Origin of the sequence: Corallibacter vietnamensis (genome assembly GCF_039537875.1) — a bacterium.
GTDB classification, from domain to species: Bacteria; Bacteroidota; Bacteroidia; order Flavobacteriales; family Flavobacteriaceae; genus Corallibacter; species Corallibacter vietnamensis.
Window position 1 is genome coordinate 1,398,810 of record NZ_BAABBI010000001.1, and the last position, 20,490, is coordinate 1,419,299.

Genomic DNA, 20,490 nt, shown 5'->3' on the forward strand with positions numbered 1-20,490 from the left:
AATAAGAACTAAATCATATTAAAATAAAAATGAGCGAAGAAAACAAAAAACAGTATGGTGCAGACAGTATCCAAGCCCTTGAGGGAATGGAGCACGTGCGTATGCGTCCATCGATGTATATTGGAGACGTAGGTGTAAGAGGTTTACACCATTTGGTTTATGAAGTAGTTGATAACTCCATTGATGAAGCTTTAGCAGGACATTGTGATAATATCACAGTAACTATAAATGAGGATAACTCAATTACCACAGAAGATGACGGTCGTGGTATTCCAGTTGGATTACATAAAAAAGAAGGTGTTTCAGCGCTAGAGGTTGTAATGACTAAAATTGGTGCAGGAGGTAAGTTTGATAAAGATTCTTATAAAGTATCAGGTGGACTTCATGGTGTTGGTGTAAGTTGTGTTAATGCTCTATCAGAAAACCTGAAAGCTACAGTATACAGAGAAGGTAAAATATGGGAGCAAGAATACGAAAGAGGTAAAACCTTATATCCTGTAAAAACTGTTGGCGATACAGACAAAACAGGAACCATTGTAACTTTTAAACCAGATCCACAAATATTTCAACAAACTTTAGAGTATAATTATGATACTTTAGCAAGTAGAATGCGTGAGTTGGCATACCTTAATAAGGGTATCACGGTACATTTAGTTGATAAACGTCACAAAAAAGAAGACGGAAGTTTTGAAGGAGAAACATTCCATTCAGAAGAAGGACTTTCTGAATTTGTGAAGTTTTTAGATGGTAACAGAGAGCCTTTAATGAACGATGTTATTTCTTTTGAAGGAGAGAAGAACGGAGTGCCTGTTGAGGTTGCTATGGTTTACAATACGTCATATGCAGAAAACTTACATTCTTATGTAAACAACATTAACACACACGAAGGTGGAACCCATCTTTCAGGTTTCCGTCGTGGTTTGACGCATACCTTAAAAAAGTATGCTGACGAATCAGGAATGTTAGATAAGCTGAAATTTGATATTGCAGGAGATGATTTCCGTGAAGGATTAACAGCTATCGTATCAGTAAAAGTTGCCGAGCCTCAATTTGAAGGACAAACTAAAACAAAGTTAGGAAACAGAGAAGTATCTGCTTCTGTAAGTCAGGCAGTTTCTGAAATGCTTGCAGACTACCTTGAAGAGCATCCTGATGAAGCAAAAACCATTGTTCAAAAAGTAATACTTGCAGCGCAAGCACGTCATGCAGCTCAAAAAGCGCGTGAAATGGTACAGCGTAAAACAGTGATGAGTATTGGTGGCTTGCCAGGTAAATTAAGTGACTGTTCAGAGCAAGATCCAGAAAAATGTGAAGTATTCCTAGTAGAGGGAGATTCGGCAGGTGGAACTGCAAAACAAGGCCGTGATAGAGCATTTCAAGCTATTCTTCCACTACGTGGTAAGATATTGAATGTTGAAAAAGCAATGACACATAAAGTGTTTGAAAACGAAGAAATTAAAAATATTTTCACAGCACTTGGTGTAACTATTGGTACAGAAGAAGATAGTAAGGCATTAAACTTATCTAAATTACGTTATCACAAAGTCGTTATTATGTGTGATGCCGATATTGATGGTAGTCACATTGCTACACTTATTTTGACATTCTTCTTTAGGTACATGAAAGAACTAATAGAAAACGGTCATATATACATAGCAACACCTCCTTTATATTTAGTTAAAAAAGGACAAAAGAAACGTTATGCATGGTCAGACAAAGAGCGAGATGATATCGCTGAAGAGTTTGGAGGCAGTGTAAGTGTTCAACGTTATAAGGGTCTTGGAGAGATGAATGCTGAACAATTATGGGATACTACAATGAACCCAGAGTTTAGAACACTTCGTCAAGTAAATATTGATAACGGTGGTGAAGCAGATCGTATTTTCTCAATGCTTATGGGAGATGAAGTGCCTCCTCGTAGAGAATTTATTGAGAAAAATGCCATATACGCAAATATTGATGCGTAAAACAAACTAAAAAGCGAAAGATTAACCTTTCGCTTTTTTAATTACATGATAAATAATTTGTAATTTCGTAATCTTAAAAATCAACACATTAAATACAAATAAACAATAAAAAAATATGAAAGTAACAGTAGTTGGAGCAGGAGCAGTAGGTGCAAGTTGTGCAGAGTATATAGCAATTAAAAATTTTGCTTCAGAAGTCGTTTTATTAGACATTAAAGAAGGTTTTGCTGAAGGTAAAGCAATGGATTTAATGCAAACAGCTTCATTAAATGGTTTTGACACTAAAATAACAGGAGTAACTAACGATTATACTAAAACAGCAAACAGTGATATCTGTGTAATTACATCAGGAATTCCTCGTAAACCAGGAATGACTCGTGAGGAATTAATAGGTATCAATGCAGGTATTGTAAAAACAGTATCAGCTAGTCTTATTGAAAACTCTCCTAACACAATTATAATTGTAGTTAGTAACCCAATGGATACCATGACGTATTTAGTTCACAAAACAACAGGGTTACCTAAGCATAGAATAATAGGTATGGGTGGCGCATTAGATTCTGCACGTTTCAAATACAGATTGGCAGAAGCTTTAGAAGCGCCTATAAGCGATGTAGATGGTATGGTTATTGGTGGTCATAGTGACGTAGGTATGGTGCCTCTAACACGTTTAGCAACTCGTAATTCAGTTCCTGTATCTAAATTTTTATCAGATGATAGATTAAATCAAGTAAAAGAAGATACTAAAGTAGGTGGAGCTACATTAACAAAATTATTAGGAACATCAGCTTGGTATGCGCCAGGAGCTGCTGTAAGCGGATTGGTTCAAGCTATTGCTTGTGATCAGAAAAAAATGTTCCCATGTTCAGCATTATTACAAGGAGAGTATGGCTTAAACGATTTATGTATTGGTGCTCCAGTAATTTTAGGTAGAAAAGGTATCGAGAAAGTTGTAGAAATAGAACTAACTGATGCAGAAAAAGAACACTTACACACAAGTGCTGAAGGTGTTATGAAAACAAATGGGTTATTAGAACTATAATAACTTAATTATTAACCTTAAAACAATCACAATGAAAAAAATATTCTTATTATTAGTTTTAGCCATCAGTTCGTCTGTTTTTTCTCAAGAAGAACTAACAGAAGGTGTTGTGACTTCAAAAATGACACTATCTAGCGAAAATGAGCAAATGAAAGCTCAATTTGCAATGATTGGTGATATCATGTCTACAACATACTTTAAAAACCAGATGTCGCGTTCAGAATCTGATAATCCAATGTCAGGAAAACAAACCGTTATCATTGATAATGATAAAAAAGAGATGTTGATGTTAATGGACAATCCTATGGCGGGAAAAATGTACATGAAACAAAACATTGAGCCATCAGAAGAAGATTTAGAAGGAACAACAATTACAGAAGGAACCGAAACTAAAAAAGTTTTAGGGTATGACTGTAAGCAGTATTTTATTGAAACAGAAAAAGATGGAAATAAAGCAAAAATTGAATTTTTTGTAACAGATAAGTTAACAGCTGTATCTCAACAAACTGCTAGTTTTGGTGATAAAATAAAAGGATTTCCTCTTTACATGAAAATGGATATGACTCAAATGGGAATGGATATGACAATGACTTATGAAGTGACTGAAATAAAAAAAGAATCAGTTGCTGATGATAAATTTGACATGACACCACCAGAAGGTTATACAGAGGCTCAAGCCGGAATGGGAGGTAATTAAAATATAATACCATTATAAAACAAAAAACAGCTCTATTGAGCTGTTTTTTTGTTGCATATCTTTTAGAAACTACCAAAACCTTTTGCTAAATCAGTATAGAAAATATATATTTGCTCGTTTTTAAAAATATGAACAAATAAACTAATTAATTTAACACATAATGCAAAATAAAGGATTAGTAAAACTATTTGCAATTTTGTTTGGTTTGGTAAGTATTTATCAACTATCATTTACGTTTAAGGCAAATCAAATTGAAGATGAGGCAAAAGAAGTTGCTATTAGTAAGGTTTCTACAACAGATGAAAATTATATAGAGAAAAGGAGCGCTGCCGAAAATGAGTATTTAGAATCAATTTCTAACGATACAGTTTACAATATTGGTATTGCTAAATATACTTACAATGAGGTTAAGGAAAACGCCATGAATTTAGGTTTAGACCTTAAAGGTGGTGTAAATGTTATTTTGCAAGTTTCTGTAAAAGACATATTAAAAGGTCTTGCAGCTTACAGTAAAAATCCAGTATTTAACAAAGCGTTAGACGACGCGTCTGAATTACAAAAAAACAGTCAGAATACATATTTAGAGGATTTCTTTATTGCTTTTGATAAAATTAAAGGAGATACAAAATTAGCTTCTCCAGAGATTTTTGCAAACAGAGCTTTAAGTGATGAGATAACATTTGATATGTCTGATGATGAGGTGAAGCCTATCATAGATAGAAAAATAGACGAATCTATTGTTTCTGCATTTGAAGTATTACGTAAGCGTATTGATGAGTTTGGTGTAACATCTCCAAACATTCAACGTTTAGAATCTTCAGGACGTATTTTAGTAGAATTACCAGGAGTTAAAGATGCAGAGCGAGCTACAAAATTATTACAAAGTACTGCGCAATTAGAATTCTGGTATGCTTATAAAGGAGAGCAATTCTATAACTTTATCAATCAAGCAAACGAATTGCTAAAAGAGATTGTTGTTACAGAAGAAGATAAAACAGAAGAAGTAGCTGAAGCTCCTCAAGATGCTGAAGAAGATAAAATTGCTGACTTATTAGGTGATGACCCAGATTCTACGGATGTAGCTCAAAATAATCCTTTAGCTAAATTGATACAAGGATTAGGTTATCAAGGTGGGCCTATTATAGCTAGATTTGCTTCTGCAGATAAGCAAACAGTGCTTGACTACTTAAACATGCCTCAAGTACGTGCATTATTACCAGCAGAACAACGTAACGTAAAGTTTGTTTTTGGTAAGCCAGAGAAAAACAGTGAGATAGTTGACCTTTATGCATTAGAAGGTAACAGAGATAATATACCACCATTAAGCGGTGCTGTAATTACAGATGCTAGACAAGAGTATGGACCAACAGGAAAACCTATGGTAACCATGCAAATGAACGGAAAAGGAGCTAAAATCTGGGAAGAAATGACTGGGAGAGCTTTTGCTGAAGGAAGTGAAATTGCTATCGTACTTGATAATGTTGTTTATTCAGCACCAGGAGTAACTACTGGCGCAATTTCAGGCGGGAATTCTCAAATTTCTGGAAGCTTTACACTTAATGAAGCTACAGATTTAGCAAACGTATTAAGAGCTGGTAAATTACCTGCATCTGCAGATATTATTCAAAGTGACGTCATTGGGCCATCATTAGGTCATGAAGCTATTCAAAGTGGTCAAATGTCATTCTTAATAGCATTAGCACTTGTGCTTTTATGGATGGTTTTTTATTACGGTAAAGCAGGTTTATTTGCTGATATCGCAATGTTATTAAACATATTATTAATCTTTGGTGTGTTATCAGGATTAGGAGCAGTATTAACACTTCCTGGTATTGCAGGTATTGTTCTTACTATAGGTATGTCAGTTGATGCAAACGTACTTATATTTGAAAGAATTAGGGAAGAACTAGATAAAGGAAAATCTCAAAAAGAAGCTATTCAAGATGGGTTCAGTAATGCGTTATCATCAATTCTTGATGCAAACATTACTACAGGTTTAACAGCATTAATCTTATTCATTTTTGGAACAGGTCCAATTAAAGGTTTTGCGACTACGTTATTAATAGGTATTGCTACATCATTATTTACAGCAATCTTTATCACTAGATTAATTGTAGATTGGTACGTAAATAGAGGTGGTCAATTAACATTCTCTACAGGAATTACTAAAAACCTATTCAGAGGTATTAATATTAATTTCTTAAAGAAAAGAAAAACAGCTTACATATTCTCTGCTGTACTTATTGTTTTAAGTTTAGGATCATTATTTACCAACGGATTAGATCAAGGTGTAGATTTTGTTGGGGGTAGAACATACCAAGTGCGTTTCTCTGAAGATGTAAGCGCATCTGAAGTAACAGCAACATTATCTGATGTGTTTGGTAGTGCCGATGCTAAACTAATTGGTAATACAAATCGAGAACTTAAAATTACTACAAAGTTTAAAGTTGATGAAACTAGCGCTGAAGTAGATGAAGAAATTAGACAAACATTATTCAACAGTTTACAACCACAATTAAATATTAGCTACGAAGATTTTATAGCTAATGATGAAGGTAAACAAGTAGGTTTAATGAAATACTATAAGGTAAGTCCAACTATTGCTGATGATATCAAAAAAGAATCTTTCTGGGCAATTTTAGGATCACTTATAGTTGTATTCCTTTACATCTTATCGCGTTTTAAAAGATGGCAATTCTCTCTTGGAGCTGTTGCGGCAGTTTTCCATGATGTTGTAATCGTGTTAGGAGTATTCTCATTAACGTACAAGTTTATGCCTTTTACAATGGAGATTGATCAAGCGTTTATTGCTGCGATATTAACCGTTATTGGTTACTCATTAAACGATACCGTGGTTGTATTTGATAGAATTCGTGAATTCTTCAATGAGCACACAGGTTGGGATTTTGATAAGGTTATAAATGCATCTTTAAGTAGTACATTAAGTAGAACATTAAATACGTCTTTAACAACATTAGTTGTGCTATTAGCTATCTTCATTTTTGGTGGGGATTCTATTAGAGGCTTCATGTTTGCTTTAATTGTAGGTGTTATAGTAGGTACTTATTCATCGTTATTTATAGCGACTCCTATTATGTATGACACTGTTAAAAAAGGTGATGCAAAAGACGCTTTAAAAAATAAAGCTAAAGAAGAAGAGGAAGAAGCTCAAGCTTAATTCTCTTATAACATACAATACATAAAAAAATCCCTTTCAAATATTTTGAAAGGGATTTTTTATTGAGTGATTTTTAATGTGTATAACACTTTAAACGGAATGTAGTTTAAGCATTATAATAGCTTTAAAAAGGTTTATTCTTTTGTTCTTGTAAATTGCATGTAGTCGCCAACTTCAAGTTGCCATTGACGCGCTAAACCACCATTAACTTCTAGTACATATTTAGCAGCAGCTTGTGATGGTAAAGAACTTTCATCTAGAGGCTTTGCATTTTCTTGAAAACTCACAATAGTATACTTGTCATCAAGATAAATAATATCTAAAGGGATTTTTGTGTTTTTCATATAAAAAGAACGAGGGCGCATATCAGGGAAAATAAATAGCATTCCACGGTTGTCCTGCATAGAGTTTCTATTCATCATGCCTGTTTGTCGTTCGTAGTCAGAGTCAGCAATTTCAATATCTAATTGCTTTATAATAGAGTCTGTTTGCTTTTTTAATAAGGTTAATTCTCCCTCTTTCTTAAAAGTAGCTATCGTTTGTTTAATGTCTTTTTTTTCTTCCTTACAAGACACCATAGTGGCTGTTAGAGTAGATGCAGATAATAATAAAACACCAACTTTTTTAGAAATCATATTATTTTACAGTGTTTTTAGGTTTGTAAGCAAGCATAAAATACAAGCCTAGTATTATAAAAGGAATGCTTAACCATTGTCCGGTATTTAAAAACCATGTTGCGCGTTCATCTACTTGAGCCTCTTTTACAAACTCAACAAAGAAGCGTATGGTCCATAATAACACTAAAAACAAACCAAAAAGAAAACCAGTTTGCTCGCTTTTTGTTGTTTTGGTATAAATATACCATAGTATTAAAAAGACAAATACATAGGCAAATGATTCGTAAAGCTGTGCAGGATGTCTGTATGGTACAGCGTCTAATAAGTTTTGAAACTGCGGATTATTTGCTATGGCATTATAAGCTTCTTTAGGAGTTTGTAATCCTGTAAGTTGCATAGCTTCTCGCTTTGTGTATTCTTCTTGAATAAAACGAACACCTAATGGCGAATTAGTTACTTTTCCTATTATTTCAGAGTTTATAAAATTTCCTAGTCTAATAAAAATAGCGCCTGAAGCTACTGTAATAACAACACGGTCTAAAATCCACATAAGTGATTTATACTTGTATTTTCTTCGGTATAAATACATTCCTATAATGATTCCTATGGCAGCACCATGACTGGCTAAACCTTGAAATCCTGTAAATTCAAATTCAGGTTTAAACCTAAAAGGTAAAAAGATGCTAAAGAAATCTTGAGTGATTAACTCTGATTGATAAAAGATAACATGTCCTAAACGAGCACCTAAAAGCGTTGCTATAACCGTATACAAAAACAATGGATCTAAATAATCTTGATTTACTTTTTCTCTTTTAAAAATCCATTTCATTATGTACCAACCTAATAAAAAGGCTATAATCCACATAACGCTATAAAAATGAAGTTTAAAATTTCCAATAATATCAATACCAGAAACAGGATTCCAGTCAAATTGTAATAACAACATATGTTTTTGTATTTATAAGTGTAAATATAGACAAATGAAAACGGACAGAAAAGGAATGCTAGGTAAGGAAATGTTATTTTTTATCTAATTTTTCAGGAACTGGGTCATAGCCAGAACCGCCCCAAGGATGGCAGCTAAAAATTCGTTTTAAAGCTAATTTACCGCCTTTGAAAAAGCCGTGTTTTTCTAAAGCTTCTTTAGTGTAATGAGAACAAGTAGGCTGGTACCTACAAGTAGCCGGTGTAAGAGGAGAAATAGCAACTTGATATATTTTTATTAAAAACAAAAAAGGTGCTATTATAATTTTTTTCATGACTAGTTTGTCGTAAAAGTAGTGCCGTCTTTACCGTCGTTTAATTGAATCCCAGCTTCAGCTAAATCATCTCTAATTTTATCTGATGTAGCAAAGTCTTTGTTTAGTCTTGCTTCTTGACGTAGCTGAATTAAAAGCTCAACAGCACTAGAAAGCTTGTCTGTACCTGTTTCAGATTTAGAAACATTAACAAGGCCTAAAATGTCAAATACAAATGTTTGTATTGTAGCTTTAAGTGTTTCTAAATCACTTTCAGAAATGCTTGCTTTTCCTTCTTTTAGCTGATTGATGTATTTAACAGCTTCAAATAAGTTTGCAATTAGAATAGGTGAATTAAAATCATCATTCATTGCATCATAGCATTTTTGCTTCCATGTATCAATGTCTATATTAGAACTCGCTGAAGTTTTTATGTCGTCTAATGAATCTATTGCATCCATTAATCTGTAGAATCCTTTTTCACTAGCTAATAAACCATCGTTTGTAAAGTCTAAAACACTCCTGTAATGGGCTTGTAGCATAAAAAATCTAGCAACACTTGGAGCAAAAGCTTTGGTGATATGCGGGTTGTCTCCTGTAAAAATCTCGGTTGGTAAAATGAAGTTTCCAGTAGATTTGGCCATTTTCTTACCATTCATAATAAGCATATTGGCGTGCATCCAATAATTAACAGGCGATTTTCCTTTTGATGCTTGGTTTTGAGCAATTTCGCATTCGTGATGCGGGAATTTTAAATCCATTCCGCCACCGTGAATATCAAACTGTTCTCCCAAATATTTTGTACTCATTGCAGTACATTCTAAATGCCAACCAGGAAACCCATCGCTCCAAGGAGAAGGCCAACGCATAATATGTGTAGGTTCGGCTTTTTTCCAAAGAGCAAAATCTTGAGGATTTTTTTTGTCGCTTTGTCCGTCAAGCTCACGTGTGTTATGAATTAAATCTTCAAGTTTTCTACGACTCAAGATATCATATTCGTTGCTTTCATTGTATTTATGAACATCAAAATAAACAGAACCATTTACTTCGTAAGCAAACCCGTTGTCAATAATGGTTTTAATAAGTTCAATTTGCTCTATAATATGTCCTGTCGCTGTTGGCTCTATACTAGGTGGTAAGAAATTGAAAGTGTTTAAGATATTGTGAAAATCTACAGTGTAGCGTTGCACAACTTCCATAGGTTCAATTTCTTCTAGACGTGCTTTTTTAGCAATACGGTCTTCACCAACGTCAGCATCATTTTCAAGATGTCCAGCATCAGTAATATTTCTTACATAACGCACTTTATAGCCTAGATGTTTAAGGTATCTAAAAACCATATCAAAAGACATAAAAGTTCTTACATTGCCTAAATGCACATTGCTGTAAACTGTTGGGCCGCATACATACATGCCAACATAGCCGTCATTAATAGGTGTAAAAAGTTCTTTTTCTCCAGTTAAGGAGTTATATATTTTTATCTCTTGATTGTTGAATAATTGCATGGTTAGGCTATAAAATCTTAAAGTTTACTAAAATTGCGTGTCTAATTTTATGTAGTCTAAAAACTCTCTACGAGTTTCTTTTTCTTTGAATTTGCCGCCAAATTCAGATGTTACTGTGCTGCTTTCAATATCTCTAATACCGCGAGAATTTACGCATAAATGTTTTGCATCTATAACACAAGCAACGTCTTCTGTTCCTAAAACATCTTGTAGTTCCTTTACAATCTGAATAGTTAAGCGTTCTTGCACTTGAGGACGTTTTGCGTAATAATCTACAATACGATTCATTTTTGATAAACCTACAACACTACCATTAGATATATAAGCAACGTGAGCACGTCCTACAATAGGTAGTAAATGGTGTTCGCAAGTAGAATATACTGTAATATTTTTTTCTACAAGCATTTCACCATATTGGTATTTATTATCAAAAGTTGATGCTTTAGGTTTTTTATCTGGGTGTAAACCTCCAAAGATTTCATTTACAAACATTTTAGCAACTCTATTAGGAGTGCCTTTTAAACTATCGTCTGTTAAATCTAAACCTAAAGTGTTCATAATATTAGTAACATCTTTTTTGATGCGTTCTATTTTTTCTTGATTAGATAAATCAAAAGCATCTTTACGTAAAGGTGTATCTTGACTAGTGCCTATGTGGTTGTCTCCAATAGGATCGTTATTTTCAATATTTTCTAAAGAATTGTCAATCTTCATTTATTTTTAAAATGTCATGTTAGAAATAGTTTGCAAAGATAAGAAAATCCCAGTTTACAGGGCTTTTATTAACACAGAATTAATTTCCTGTTAATTTTAACTTAAGTTTTGCTAAAAATTTCTTAATTTCCCCCATTATTTTTAATGATTAACCCTTATTTAGCTAATACTAATTGTTTAGTTAAACAAAAACATTTACACATAAATTCATCCCTATGAAAAAGATAATTACGCTGTGCATTATTTTGTTTGTTAATTTTTCTTTTGCTCAACTCATCGCCATTGATGATGTGGTTATTGGAAGAGCAGATAACCCAAATGCAGCCACATCAAGTGGTGATCGTGTTTTTTTAAACGATTATTTTAATGGTACAGCTATAAATTTTGGAACTTATAGTAACTTTACAATAACAGAAACTATTCCTGATCCTAGCGGATTTACAACACTTAATCCTTTAGGTTTTGTAAATATTGCAGCAAATACACCTCAAGGTATTTATTATATTACTTATGAAATTTGTGAAAATGCAAATCCAACAAATTGTGATACAGCAGAAGTTGAAATACGAGTTTTTCCTACAACCTCTAGTTCAGGTTCTGGTTCTGCAGAGATGAGTATTTCTGTAGATAGTGGCTCTATTTCGTGTAGTGGTAATGTATGTATTACAACAGCACCTTGTGTAGATTTAAATACAGGAACCATACCACCATTAACGCTTTCAGCAGATTATACAGAAGTAGGACACTCTACAGGTTATGATGTGCGTTCTATACCGTTTAATCCACCATTCTCATTTGGTGAAACAGCAACAGGTACAACTTTAACCGCTGATGATGTTTGGAGTGCGCCTATTAATTTTGCCTTTGATTTTGAATTTTATAATAATGACTACACACAATGTGCTTTATCAACAAATGGTGCAGTAGGTTTTAATTTATCAGATGCAGTAGGTGCTCATTATTGGACACCTGCAGCTGGAGCATTAATACCAAACAATACAGATGCAGCTTTAATGGATGGGAATATTTTTGGGGCAATTCATGATACAGACCCTAGTGCTTCGGGTACGTTAGGAGTTGATTACAATATTACTTATAGTGTAAAAGGTGAAGCACCATTTAGAGTATTTGTGTTTAGTTTTTTCAATGTAGCGCAATTTAGTGCGGCTTGTAATAGTTTGAAAACAAATCAAATGATTATGTTTTATGAAACAACCAACATCATAGAAACATACATTTTTCAAAAACCTATATGTCCAGGTTGGGCTGGAGGTCGTGCGGCTATTGGTATTCAAAATGATGCTGGTACAGATGGCGTATCGCCTCCAGGAAGAAATACAGGTGTTTGGGATGTCTCACCAACAGGCCCTGAAGCGTGGCAGTTTTATCCAAATGGGGGTGCGCCAATTACGTCTTTTGAGTGGTTGGATGACGCTGGAACAGTATTAGGGACTGATCCAAATGCTTTGGTAGTAACACCTAGCGAAACAACAACCTATATTGCACAAGTAACTTATACCGATGCATTAACAGGAGTAGAAAGAGTCGCTTACAGACCAATTACGGTTGTAGTACCACCAACACCAGTAGTAACACTTTCAGATAGTCCAGATGTTTGTGGTAGTGGTGACGCTATATTCACAATTACAGGTTCTGAAAATGATGTGGTAGAATATAACGTTAATGGAGGTGCTACTCAAACAGTAACACTTGACGCTACAGGAGAGCATATTATTACTATTACAGGTGCTACATCAGATCAAATAGTTAATTTAGAATCAGTAGATAACTTGAACTCTGTTTGTGGAGGTCCTTTAGCAATTTCTGAAACAGTACAAGTGTTTACACAACCAAATGTTGATACGCCTTCTGATGTAACTGCATGTAACGATTATACTTTACCTGCTTTAACGGAAGGTGATTATTATACAGGTTCAGGCGGAACTGGAACCATGCTAAACGCTGGAGATGTTATTACAACAACACAAACTATTTATGTATATGCAGAATCAGGAACAACACCTAATTGTGTTGATGAGCATAGCTTTATTGTAACTATAGATTCATGTACACTATCAGTAACAGCAGTTGCTGATATGCCTTCAATTTGTAATGATGCAGGTGCCGATGTCACATTAACAGCTACTCCAAGTCCAGGCACTGCTGTAGGTGCGTATAGTTATAGTTGGACAGAGCAAGGTGATGCAACTGTTTTAGGAACAGCATCAACATTGGTTTTATCGCCACCACCGGCAGTAACAACAACGTATGAAGTTACTTTGACAGATAGTGGTTTAACAGCACCTAATGACACAGCAACAAATACGGTAACAGTAACAGTAAACAATACACCAACAGTAGACGCTCCAGGAGATGTAACAATGTGTGACACTTATACCTTACCAGCCTTAACAAGTGGTGATTATTACACAGGAGCCGGCGGAACAGGAACATTATTGGCAGCTGGAGACGATATTACAACAACACAGACTATTTATGTGTATGGAGAAACTGGTACAACACCTAATTGTTTTGACGAGAACAGTTTTGTTGTAACCATTAATGATACGCCAGTAGTAGATACACCATCAGATGTAACAATATGTGATAGTTACACATTACCAGCCTTAACAGCAGGAACATATTATGATGCTGCAGGCGGAACAGGAGCTGTGTTAAATGCAGGAGATACAATTTTAACGACACAAACAATATATATTTATGCAGAAACAGGAACAACACCAAACTGTACAGCAGAACACAGTTTTACAGTTACTGTAAATACAACACCAGCAGTTGATGCACCTGTTGATGTTACACAATGCAATGAATATGTTTTACCTGCACTAGTAAACGGTAATTATTATACAGGTTCAGGCGGAACAGGTACCATGCTAAACGCTGGAGATGTTATTACAACAACACAAACTATTTATGTATATGCAGAATCAGGAACAACACCTAATTGTTTTGACGAAAATAGTTTTGAAGTGACCATAGATATATGTAATATCTCTGTAACAGCAGTTGCTGATATGCCTTCAATTTGTAATGATGCAGGTGCCGATGTCACGTTAACAGCTACTCCAAACCCAGCAACACCAATAGGCGCGTATAGTTATAGTTGGACAGAGCAAGGTGATGCAACTGTTTTAGGAACAGCATCAACATTAGTTTTATCGCCACCACCGGCAGTAACAACAACGTATGAAGTCACTTTGATAGATAGTGGTTTAACAGCACCTAATGACACAGCAACAAATACAGTAACTGTAACAGTAAACAATACACCATCAGTTACAGCGCCAGCAGATGTTGAAATCTGTGATAGCTACACATTACCAGCTTTAACAGAAGGTAACTATTATACAGGAACAGGCGGAACAGGCACCATGTTAAGTGCAGGAGATTCTGTAACAACAACGCAAACCATTTATGTATATGCAGAAACAGGGACAACACCAAACTGTTCAGACGAAGATAGTTTTGTTGTAACCATTAATGACACGCCAGTAGTAGATACACCATCAGATGTAACAATATGTGATAGTTACACATTACCAGCCTTAACAGCAGGAACATATTATGATGCTGCAGGCGGAACAGGAGCTGTGTTAAATGCAGGAGATACAATTTTAACGACACAAACAATATATATTTATGCAGAAACAGGAACAACACCAAACTGTACAGCAGAACATAGTTTTACAGTTACTATAAATACAACACCAGTAGTTGATGCGCCAGTAGATGTTGAGATTTGTGATAGCTACACATTGCCAGCTTTAGGAAATGGTGATTATTATACAGGTTCAGGCGGAACAGGGACCATGTTAAATGCAGGAGATTCTGTAACCACAACGCAAACTATTTATGTATATGCTGATACAGGAACAACACCAAATTGTTTTGATGAAAATAGCTTTGTGGTAACTATAAATAACACACCGGTAGCTGATGCGCCTACAGATGTAATTGCATGTGATTCTTATGTCTTGCCTGCATTGACTGTAGGTAACTATTATACAGGTTCAGGCGGAACAGGGACCATGTTAAATGCAGGAGATTCTGTAACCACAACGCAAACTATTTATGTATATGCAGAAACAGGAACAACACCAAACTGTTCTGATGAAAATAGTTTTGAAGTTACTATTAACACGACGCCTTTAGCTGATGCACCTGCTGACGTAACAGAATGTGTGACCTATACTTTGCCTGCATTAATTAATGGTGCTTATTATACAGGAGCAGGCGGAACTGGAACTATGTTAAATGCGGGAGATTCTATTACTTCTACACAAACAATTTATGTGTATGCAGAATCAGGGACTTCACCTAATTGTATAAATGAAAATAGCTTTATAGTTACTATAAATTCATTGCCTTCGGTTGTAGTGCCAACACCATTAGTGGTTTGTGATGATACAACAATTGATGGTGTAACTGAAATGGATTTAACTGTAAAGAATGACGAAATTACCGGAAATAATAGTAATTACAATGTTACATATTATAACAGTTCTGTGGCAGCACAAAATGGTGCGCCACAAGTAGCGCCTTCTGATACAGCGTACATTGGTACTGATGGTGAAGTTGTTTACGTTAGAGTAGAAGATGTTAATACAGGATGTATTAACTTTACAACATTAACATTAAATGTTACAAACGGACCAACAGTAGCAGCACCAGCTGATTTATATTATTGTGATCCTGATAATGATAATTTAGGTATTTTCGATTTATCAGTAGTAAGAGATGATATTTTAGCGGTAGACCCGACATTAAATGTGTCTTTCCATCTAACGTATCAAAATGCAATTGACGGTGTGAATGCTCAAGGAGACACACTTTCAAATGTTGCAGGACAAACAGTTTATGTTAGAGTGGATTATGGAACAAATTCTAACTGTCCTACAGTAGTTTCTGTTAATTTAATTGTCAATCCAACACCTATTGTTCCGTCAACTATTGATGATTATGCAATTTGTGACGATGATGATGATGGTATCGGATCATTTAATTTGACTACAATGAATGGTGACATTTTAGGTTCACAAAACCCTAGTGACTTTACATTAACATATCATGAAACTTTGGCAGACGCTGAAGCAGAGCCAGCAGTAAACCCAATAACAGGATCTGATCTTACAAATTATCAATCAGGAAATACAACAATATATGTGCGTCTTGAAAATAATAATACACAATGTGTTACTGTAGGAGAGTTTAATTTAGTTGTTAATCCGTTGCCTGTAATTCCAGTTGATGCAGAAGATGCAATTTTTGAAATTTGTGATGACAGTAGTGATAATGATGGATATGCAATATTTGATTTAACAACTAGAAATAGTGGCTTAACTGGAGGAAATGCATCGTATGTGGTTGACTATTATGAGACAATGGCAGATATACCAAATAATCCAATACCTAATTATTCAGCTTACGCTAATACATCTTTAGGAGGATTACCTCATAACCCTCAAACAATTTTTGCAACAGTAACAGAAACAACAAGTGGTAGTAACTGTTATGCTTTAACAACAGTAACACTTGTAGTAAATACGTTACCAACACCTAATGATGCGTTACCAGACTTAGTAGCTTGTGATGATAATAATCCTGGAGATATGCAGGAAGAATTCGTTTTAGATCAAAATGAAGCATTAATGTTAAATGATTTTGATGAAACAGTAACATATCACGAGTCATTATCAGATGCAGAATTGGGAGATAATGAAATTACTAATCTTGGAAACTACACAAATACGAGTGCAGTGCAAACTATTTATGTTAGAGTAACTGATACTGGAGATCCAAATGATGCTAATGATGACGGAACAGGTTGCTATACAATTGTAACGTTTGATTTAATAGTAAATCCATTACCTGAGTTTACACCTGATAATCCTTATATTATCTGTGTAGATACCAATGGAACAGAAGTTATAGGTTTACCAACAATAGATACAGGATTAAATCCTTTAGATTATACTTTTGAATGGTTGGATGAAAATGGTGTTATTGTTAGTATTGATTCAAGTTATACACCAAATTTAGCAGGTCTTTACACTGTAGAGATTACAAATTCGGCTACAGGATGTTCTAATATATTCACAGCTGAAGTTGAAGAGAGTGCGCCACCTGTTTTATCTGCTGAAGTGTCAACACAGGCATTTTCTGATCCTAATGTTGTTGTGGCTACAGTTACAGGAACAGGAGATTATGAGTTTAGTATAGATAACGGTCCGTGGTTAGGTAATGGTTCAAATTCATATACTTTTACTGATGTTAGATTTGGAGAGCACCTAATTATGGCAAGAGATGCTAATGGATGTGGAATTTCTACAGATACAGTATTTGTTCTAGATTACCCATTATTTTTTACACCAAATAACGATGGAGATAATGATACATGGCAAATATCTGGAATTGATAATCAGCCTGATGCCAAAATATATATCTTTGACAGATACGGTAAACTTTTAAAACAGTTAAACCCTACAGGATCAGGATGGGATGGAACATTAAATGGAAAACCTTTACCATCTAGTGACTATTGGTTTACCATAGAATACAGAGAGCCATCTGATGATAGTAGAAAACAATTTCAAGCTCACTTCACTTTAAAACGATAGAGAAGTAGAAGTAGTAGTTGAAAAACTAATAAATGGTAAAAGCCCAAACATTAATTGTTTGGGCTTTTTGTTTTTTCTCAAAGTCTCTTATTGTGTGTTTCAGAATATGTTTAATCAATCAATTAATTAAAGCTAAGCTGTTTACTTGCGTATAAAATGAGTTGATAAGGTTTATTACTAAATGACTGTGTTTGTGTTCAGGGAATAGAGGTAAAAGGATATTTGTGTAAAAGTAAAAAGGCTCTAAAATTACTTTTAGAGCCTTTTTAAGTGAGTTTTTATTAATTATAGCTATTGTATCGTTAATTAGAATTTTAGACTATAAATTAAAGCTTAAAGATAATGATACGTTTGATGTTTTATTGTCTACAAAAGCAGCATCGGTTAGTCCAACACTATAAAGACTGTTAGCATCTTCTCTTTGGAATTGGTCAAAAGTTAGGTCTAGTTTAACCAAGCTTCCAAAGCTATAACCTAACCCAAAAGAGTAACCTTTAAGTTCACCAATGTTTGTTTCGTTTTTATACGGGCTTTCTTCAAAACGATAACCAGCTCTAAAACTCAACTGTCTAAATCTGTATTCGCCACCAATTTTGTAAGTTGAAGCTGTTGTTAAGCTATTTTGAATAATAGCATTTTGTCTAGAAAAATACTCGTCAGATTTAGGCCTAAACTTTGTGTTACTGTAGTCTTTTATAGAATAGTCAAAACTAATAAGGCCATGGTTCCCAAAAATATAAGCTAAACTACCAGTAAATTTACCCGGGTTTGTAAGTTTGTAATTTGGGAAAATGTTTATTGTTTGTGGGTTAATGATTTGGCTAACATTAGACCCTGAATCATCTCTTATGGTTGATATATATTGAGAACCTTCTTCATCAATACTATACCACGTAGGAGAATTGTAAGTTAACCCAGCTCTTAAGCCTTTAGTTACTTTCATGATACCGCCTATTTGAAATGAAAAACCAGAACCTGTGGTGATAAGATTATTGCCAAAATTTACTTGGCTCACGGTACCTGAATTGGCATTGGTTTCATATAAATTAGTAAAGCGCTCATAGTTTATAAAGTGAGAATTTAGGTTAACTCCTAAATAAAACTTATCTCCAATTTGCGTTGCAGTATTTATTGTAAACTTTCCGTTATATCCTGTAGCAGCATATGAGTATTCATGGTAATAATCACCATTACCTATATTTGAGCCATAAACAGTATTATCATTATTACCTGAAGCTGGCTCTAATATGTAAGATTCATAGCCTAAATAAGCTTGTTGGTTACTGTAGCCATATATGCTTCCAATTTCAGCATAAGCATCAGAGAAACTTTCTCCTGGAAGAGCGGAGATTTCATCTAGTCTTAATCCGTTTGCATAGCCTAAAAAATAACTGTCAATAGAATTATTAGTGTTAACACCATTAGCAAACCAATCATCATCATAGTCTTTAAGTTTGTCATAAGCAACGCCAAGTGTAAATTTTTTCATTACAGCATTTGGGTTTCTGTTGTCAAACACAAAAACAGCTCCTGTTTGGTTTAAATCTATAACAGAGCTAGACGAGTTGTCTAGTCCGTTAAAATAGCTTGTTTTGTTTTTTAAATTAGCATAAGAAAGTGTTAATGAAATATGACTTGTGTTAAATATAGCTGAACCAGCTGGATTGATACTCATAGCACTTACATCACCACCTAAAGCTCCAAAAGCACCGCTTAAAGCTCTATATCTAGCAGAGCCTTGAATGTTGTCTTGTGAGTATCTTAAAGCGTCTGATATGTCTTGCGCAAAAACGATAGGCGCACAAAGTACGCCTGCAATGAATAATAATTTCTTCATAATGATTCGTAGGTTTTTTAATTTTATTTTGATGTCTATCTTCCTCCTCTTCTTCCACCACGGCTCATAGAACCAGAAGATCTTGTTCTAGAAGGTGCAGAGTTTATTGTGCTGCTTCTTCTTGGTGCTGAAGATCTAGTTCTAACTTGAGGAGTTGTAGTTCTTGTTCTTACTCTAGGAGTTGTTGTACGAGTTCTTACACTGTTTGTATTAGATCTTGTTCTTGGAGTTGTTCTTATACTACGAGACGTATTGTTTGATGATCTTACACTACGAGACGTATTGTTTGATGATCTTACACGTGTGGAGTTATTATATGTTCTTCGTGTGTTATTTAATACAGAACTACGTCTTACAGTTCTTGTGTTTCGAGTGTTAGTGTCGTATTGACGAGCTATAGAGCCTCGTGAATATAAGTTACCACGTCTTCCAGGTTGATAAACAATGCCTCTTCTTGAGTAAGCATAAGGAGCATAATAATTATAGTTATGGTAACCGTATCCATAGCCATACCAGTGGTAAGGATAGTAGGCGCCATAGTAACCGCCGTAGAAAAAAGGTGAGTAACCATAATAATCCCAGCCAATACTCCAGTAAGGAGAATATCCCCAACCAAAACCAGTTCTGTAAGGATTATACCAGCCAAAATTATTGAACCCAGAATTATATACATTTACAGTTACATCTTCTGTGTTGTTTCCCCAACCAGCATAGCCTGTTGTGTATTCAGGTTCGTTAGAATTTTCAGTAGCATAATTTCCTTCATAAGAGTCTGCATCGGTAAAAACGTCTCCTTCTTCTTCAGGCATTTCATATTCTAATGATTTCTCTTTAAAATAATTTTCGTAAAAACCACCGTTATTTGAGGTTTGAGTAACTTCACGTTCGTATTCAACAGTGTTGCTATCTGAATTATAAATACCATCATTGTCCTGACCAGCATACTGATAGGAGCCACAAGATGTCAAAACAATAGATAGACTAAAGAGTGTTAATAGAGGGATTTTTCTTAATATGTAGTTATTATATTGCATATCTCATAGTTTTTTATTGTTGA

12 protein-coding genes are annotated in these 20,490 nt (G+C 34.6%); 5 read left to right on the top strand and 7 right to left on the bottom strand.

The window, feature by feature from the left end:
* The first annotated feature begins 29 nt into the window (after window positions 1-29).
* From gyrB to secDF, 4 genes are all read left to right on the top strand, one after another.
* On the top strand, window positions 30-1,967 hold the full coding sequence (gene gyrB / locus ABD690_RS06390) for a DNA topoisomerase (ATP-hydrolyzing) subunit B (RefSeq protein WP_344728470.1): 1,938 nt from the start codon (window positions 30-32) through the stop codon (window positions 1,965-1,967).
* Between the two features lie 115 nt (window positions 1,968-2,082).
* Window positions 2,083-3,009, top strand: coding sequence for a malate dehydrogenase (mdh, locus tag ABD690_RS06395; protein ID WP_344728472.1), 927 nt, complete (start codon window positions 2,083-2,085; stop codon window positions 3,007-3,009).
* 31 nt (window positions 3,010-3,040) lie between these two features.
* Window positions 3,041-3,706: a hypothetical protein gene (locus tag ABD690_RS06400; RefSeq protein ID WP_344728474.1), complete on the top strand. Its 666-nt coding sequence runs from the start codon at window positions 3,041-3,043 to the stop codon at window positions 3,704-3,706.
* Between the two features lie 160 nt (window positions 3,707-3,866).
* Complete coding sequence (gene secDF, locus ABD690_RS06405) at window positions 3,867-6,884, top strand: protein translocase subunit SecDF (protein WP_344728476.1); 3,018 nt, start codon at window positions 3,867-3,869, stop codon at window positions 6,882-6,884.
* Window positions 6,885-7,018: 134 nt separating this feature from the next.
* Here the strand turns inward: secDF and ABD690_RS06410 are convergent, their stop codons facing one another.
* The 5 genes from ABD690_RS06410 to folE all read right to left on the bottom strand — a co-directional run bounded on the left by ABD690_RS06410 (window position 7,019) and on the right by folE (window position 10,958).
* Window positions 7,019-7,519, bottom strand: a complete 501-nt coding sequence (locus ABD690_RS06410) for a DUF192 domain-containing protein (protein ID WP_344728478.1) — start codon at window positions 7,517-7,519, stop codon at window positions 7,019-7,021.
* Between the two features lies 1 nt (window position 7,520).
* Window positions 7,521-8,447 carry a prolipoprotein diacylglyceryl transferase gene (gene lgt, locus ABD690_RS06415; protein WP_344728480.1) on the bottom strand — a complete coding sequence of 309 codons (927 nt, stop codon included), beginning with the start codon at window positions 8,445-8,447 and terminating at the stop codon, window positions 7,521-7,523.
* Between the two features lie 73 nt (window positions 8,448-8,520).
* The gene (gene yidD, locus ABD690_RS06420) at window positions 8,521-8,760 is read right to left on the bottom strand and encodes a membrane protein insertion efficiency factor YidD (RefSeq protein WP_344728482.1); all 240 of its coding nucleotides are present in this window, start codon (window positions 8,758-8,760) and stop codon (window positions 8,521-8,523) included.
* Between the two features lie 2 nt (window positions 8,761-8,762).
* Complete coding sequence (cysS, locus tag ABD690_RS06425; RefSeq protein ID WP_344728484.1) at window positions 8,763-10,244, bottom strand: cysteine--tRNA ligase; 1,482 nt, start codon at window positions 10,242-10,244, stop codon at window positions 8,763-8,765.
* A gap of 27 nt (window positions 10,245-10,271) precedes the next feature.
* Window positions 10,272-10,958, bottom strand: coding sequence for a GTP cyclohydrolase I FolE (gene folE, locus ABD690_RS06430; RefSeq protein ID WP_344728486.1), 687 nt, complete (start codon window positions 10,956-10,958; stop codon window positions 10,272-10,274).
* Between the two features lie 215 nt (window positions 10,959-11,173).
* Here folE and ABD690_RS06435 point away from each other — a divergent pair, with 215 nt between their 5' ends.
* On the top strand, window positions 11,174-17,596 hold the full coding sequence (locus tag ABD690_RS06435) for a T9SS type B sorting domain-containing protein (RefSeq protein WP_344728489.1): 6,423 nt from the start codon (window positions 11,174-11,176) through the stop codon (window positions 17,594-17,596).
* A gap of 319 nt (window positions 17,597-17,915) precedes the next feature.
* On the opposite strand, the gene ABD690_RS06440 is transcribed toward ABD690_RS06435, so the two are convergent.
* Window positions 17,916-19,433, bottom strand: coding sequence for an OmpP1/FadL family transporter (locus ABD690_RS06440; RefSeq protein WP_344728491.1), 1,518 nt, complete (start codon window positions 19,431-19,433; stop codon window positions 17,916-17,918).
* 35 nt (window positions 19,434-19,468) lie between these two features.
* Window positions 19,469-20,467 carry a hypothetical protein gene (locus tag ABD690_RS06445; protein ID WP_344728493.1) on the bottom strand — a complete coding sequence of 333 codons (999 nt, stop codon included), beginning with the start codon at window positions 20,465-20,467 and terminating at the stop codon, window positions 19,469-19,471.
* Window positions 20,468-20,490: the final 23 nt, after the last annotated feature.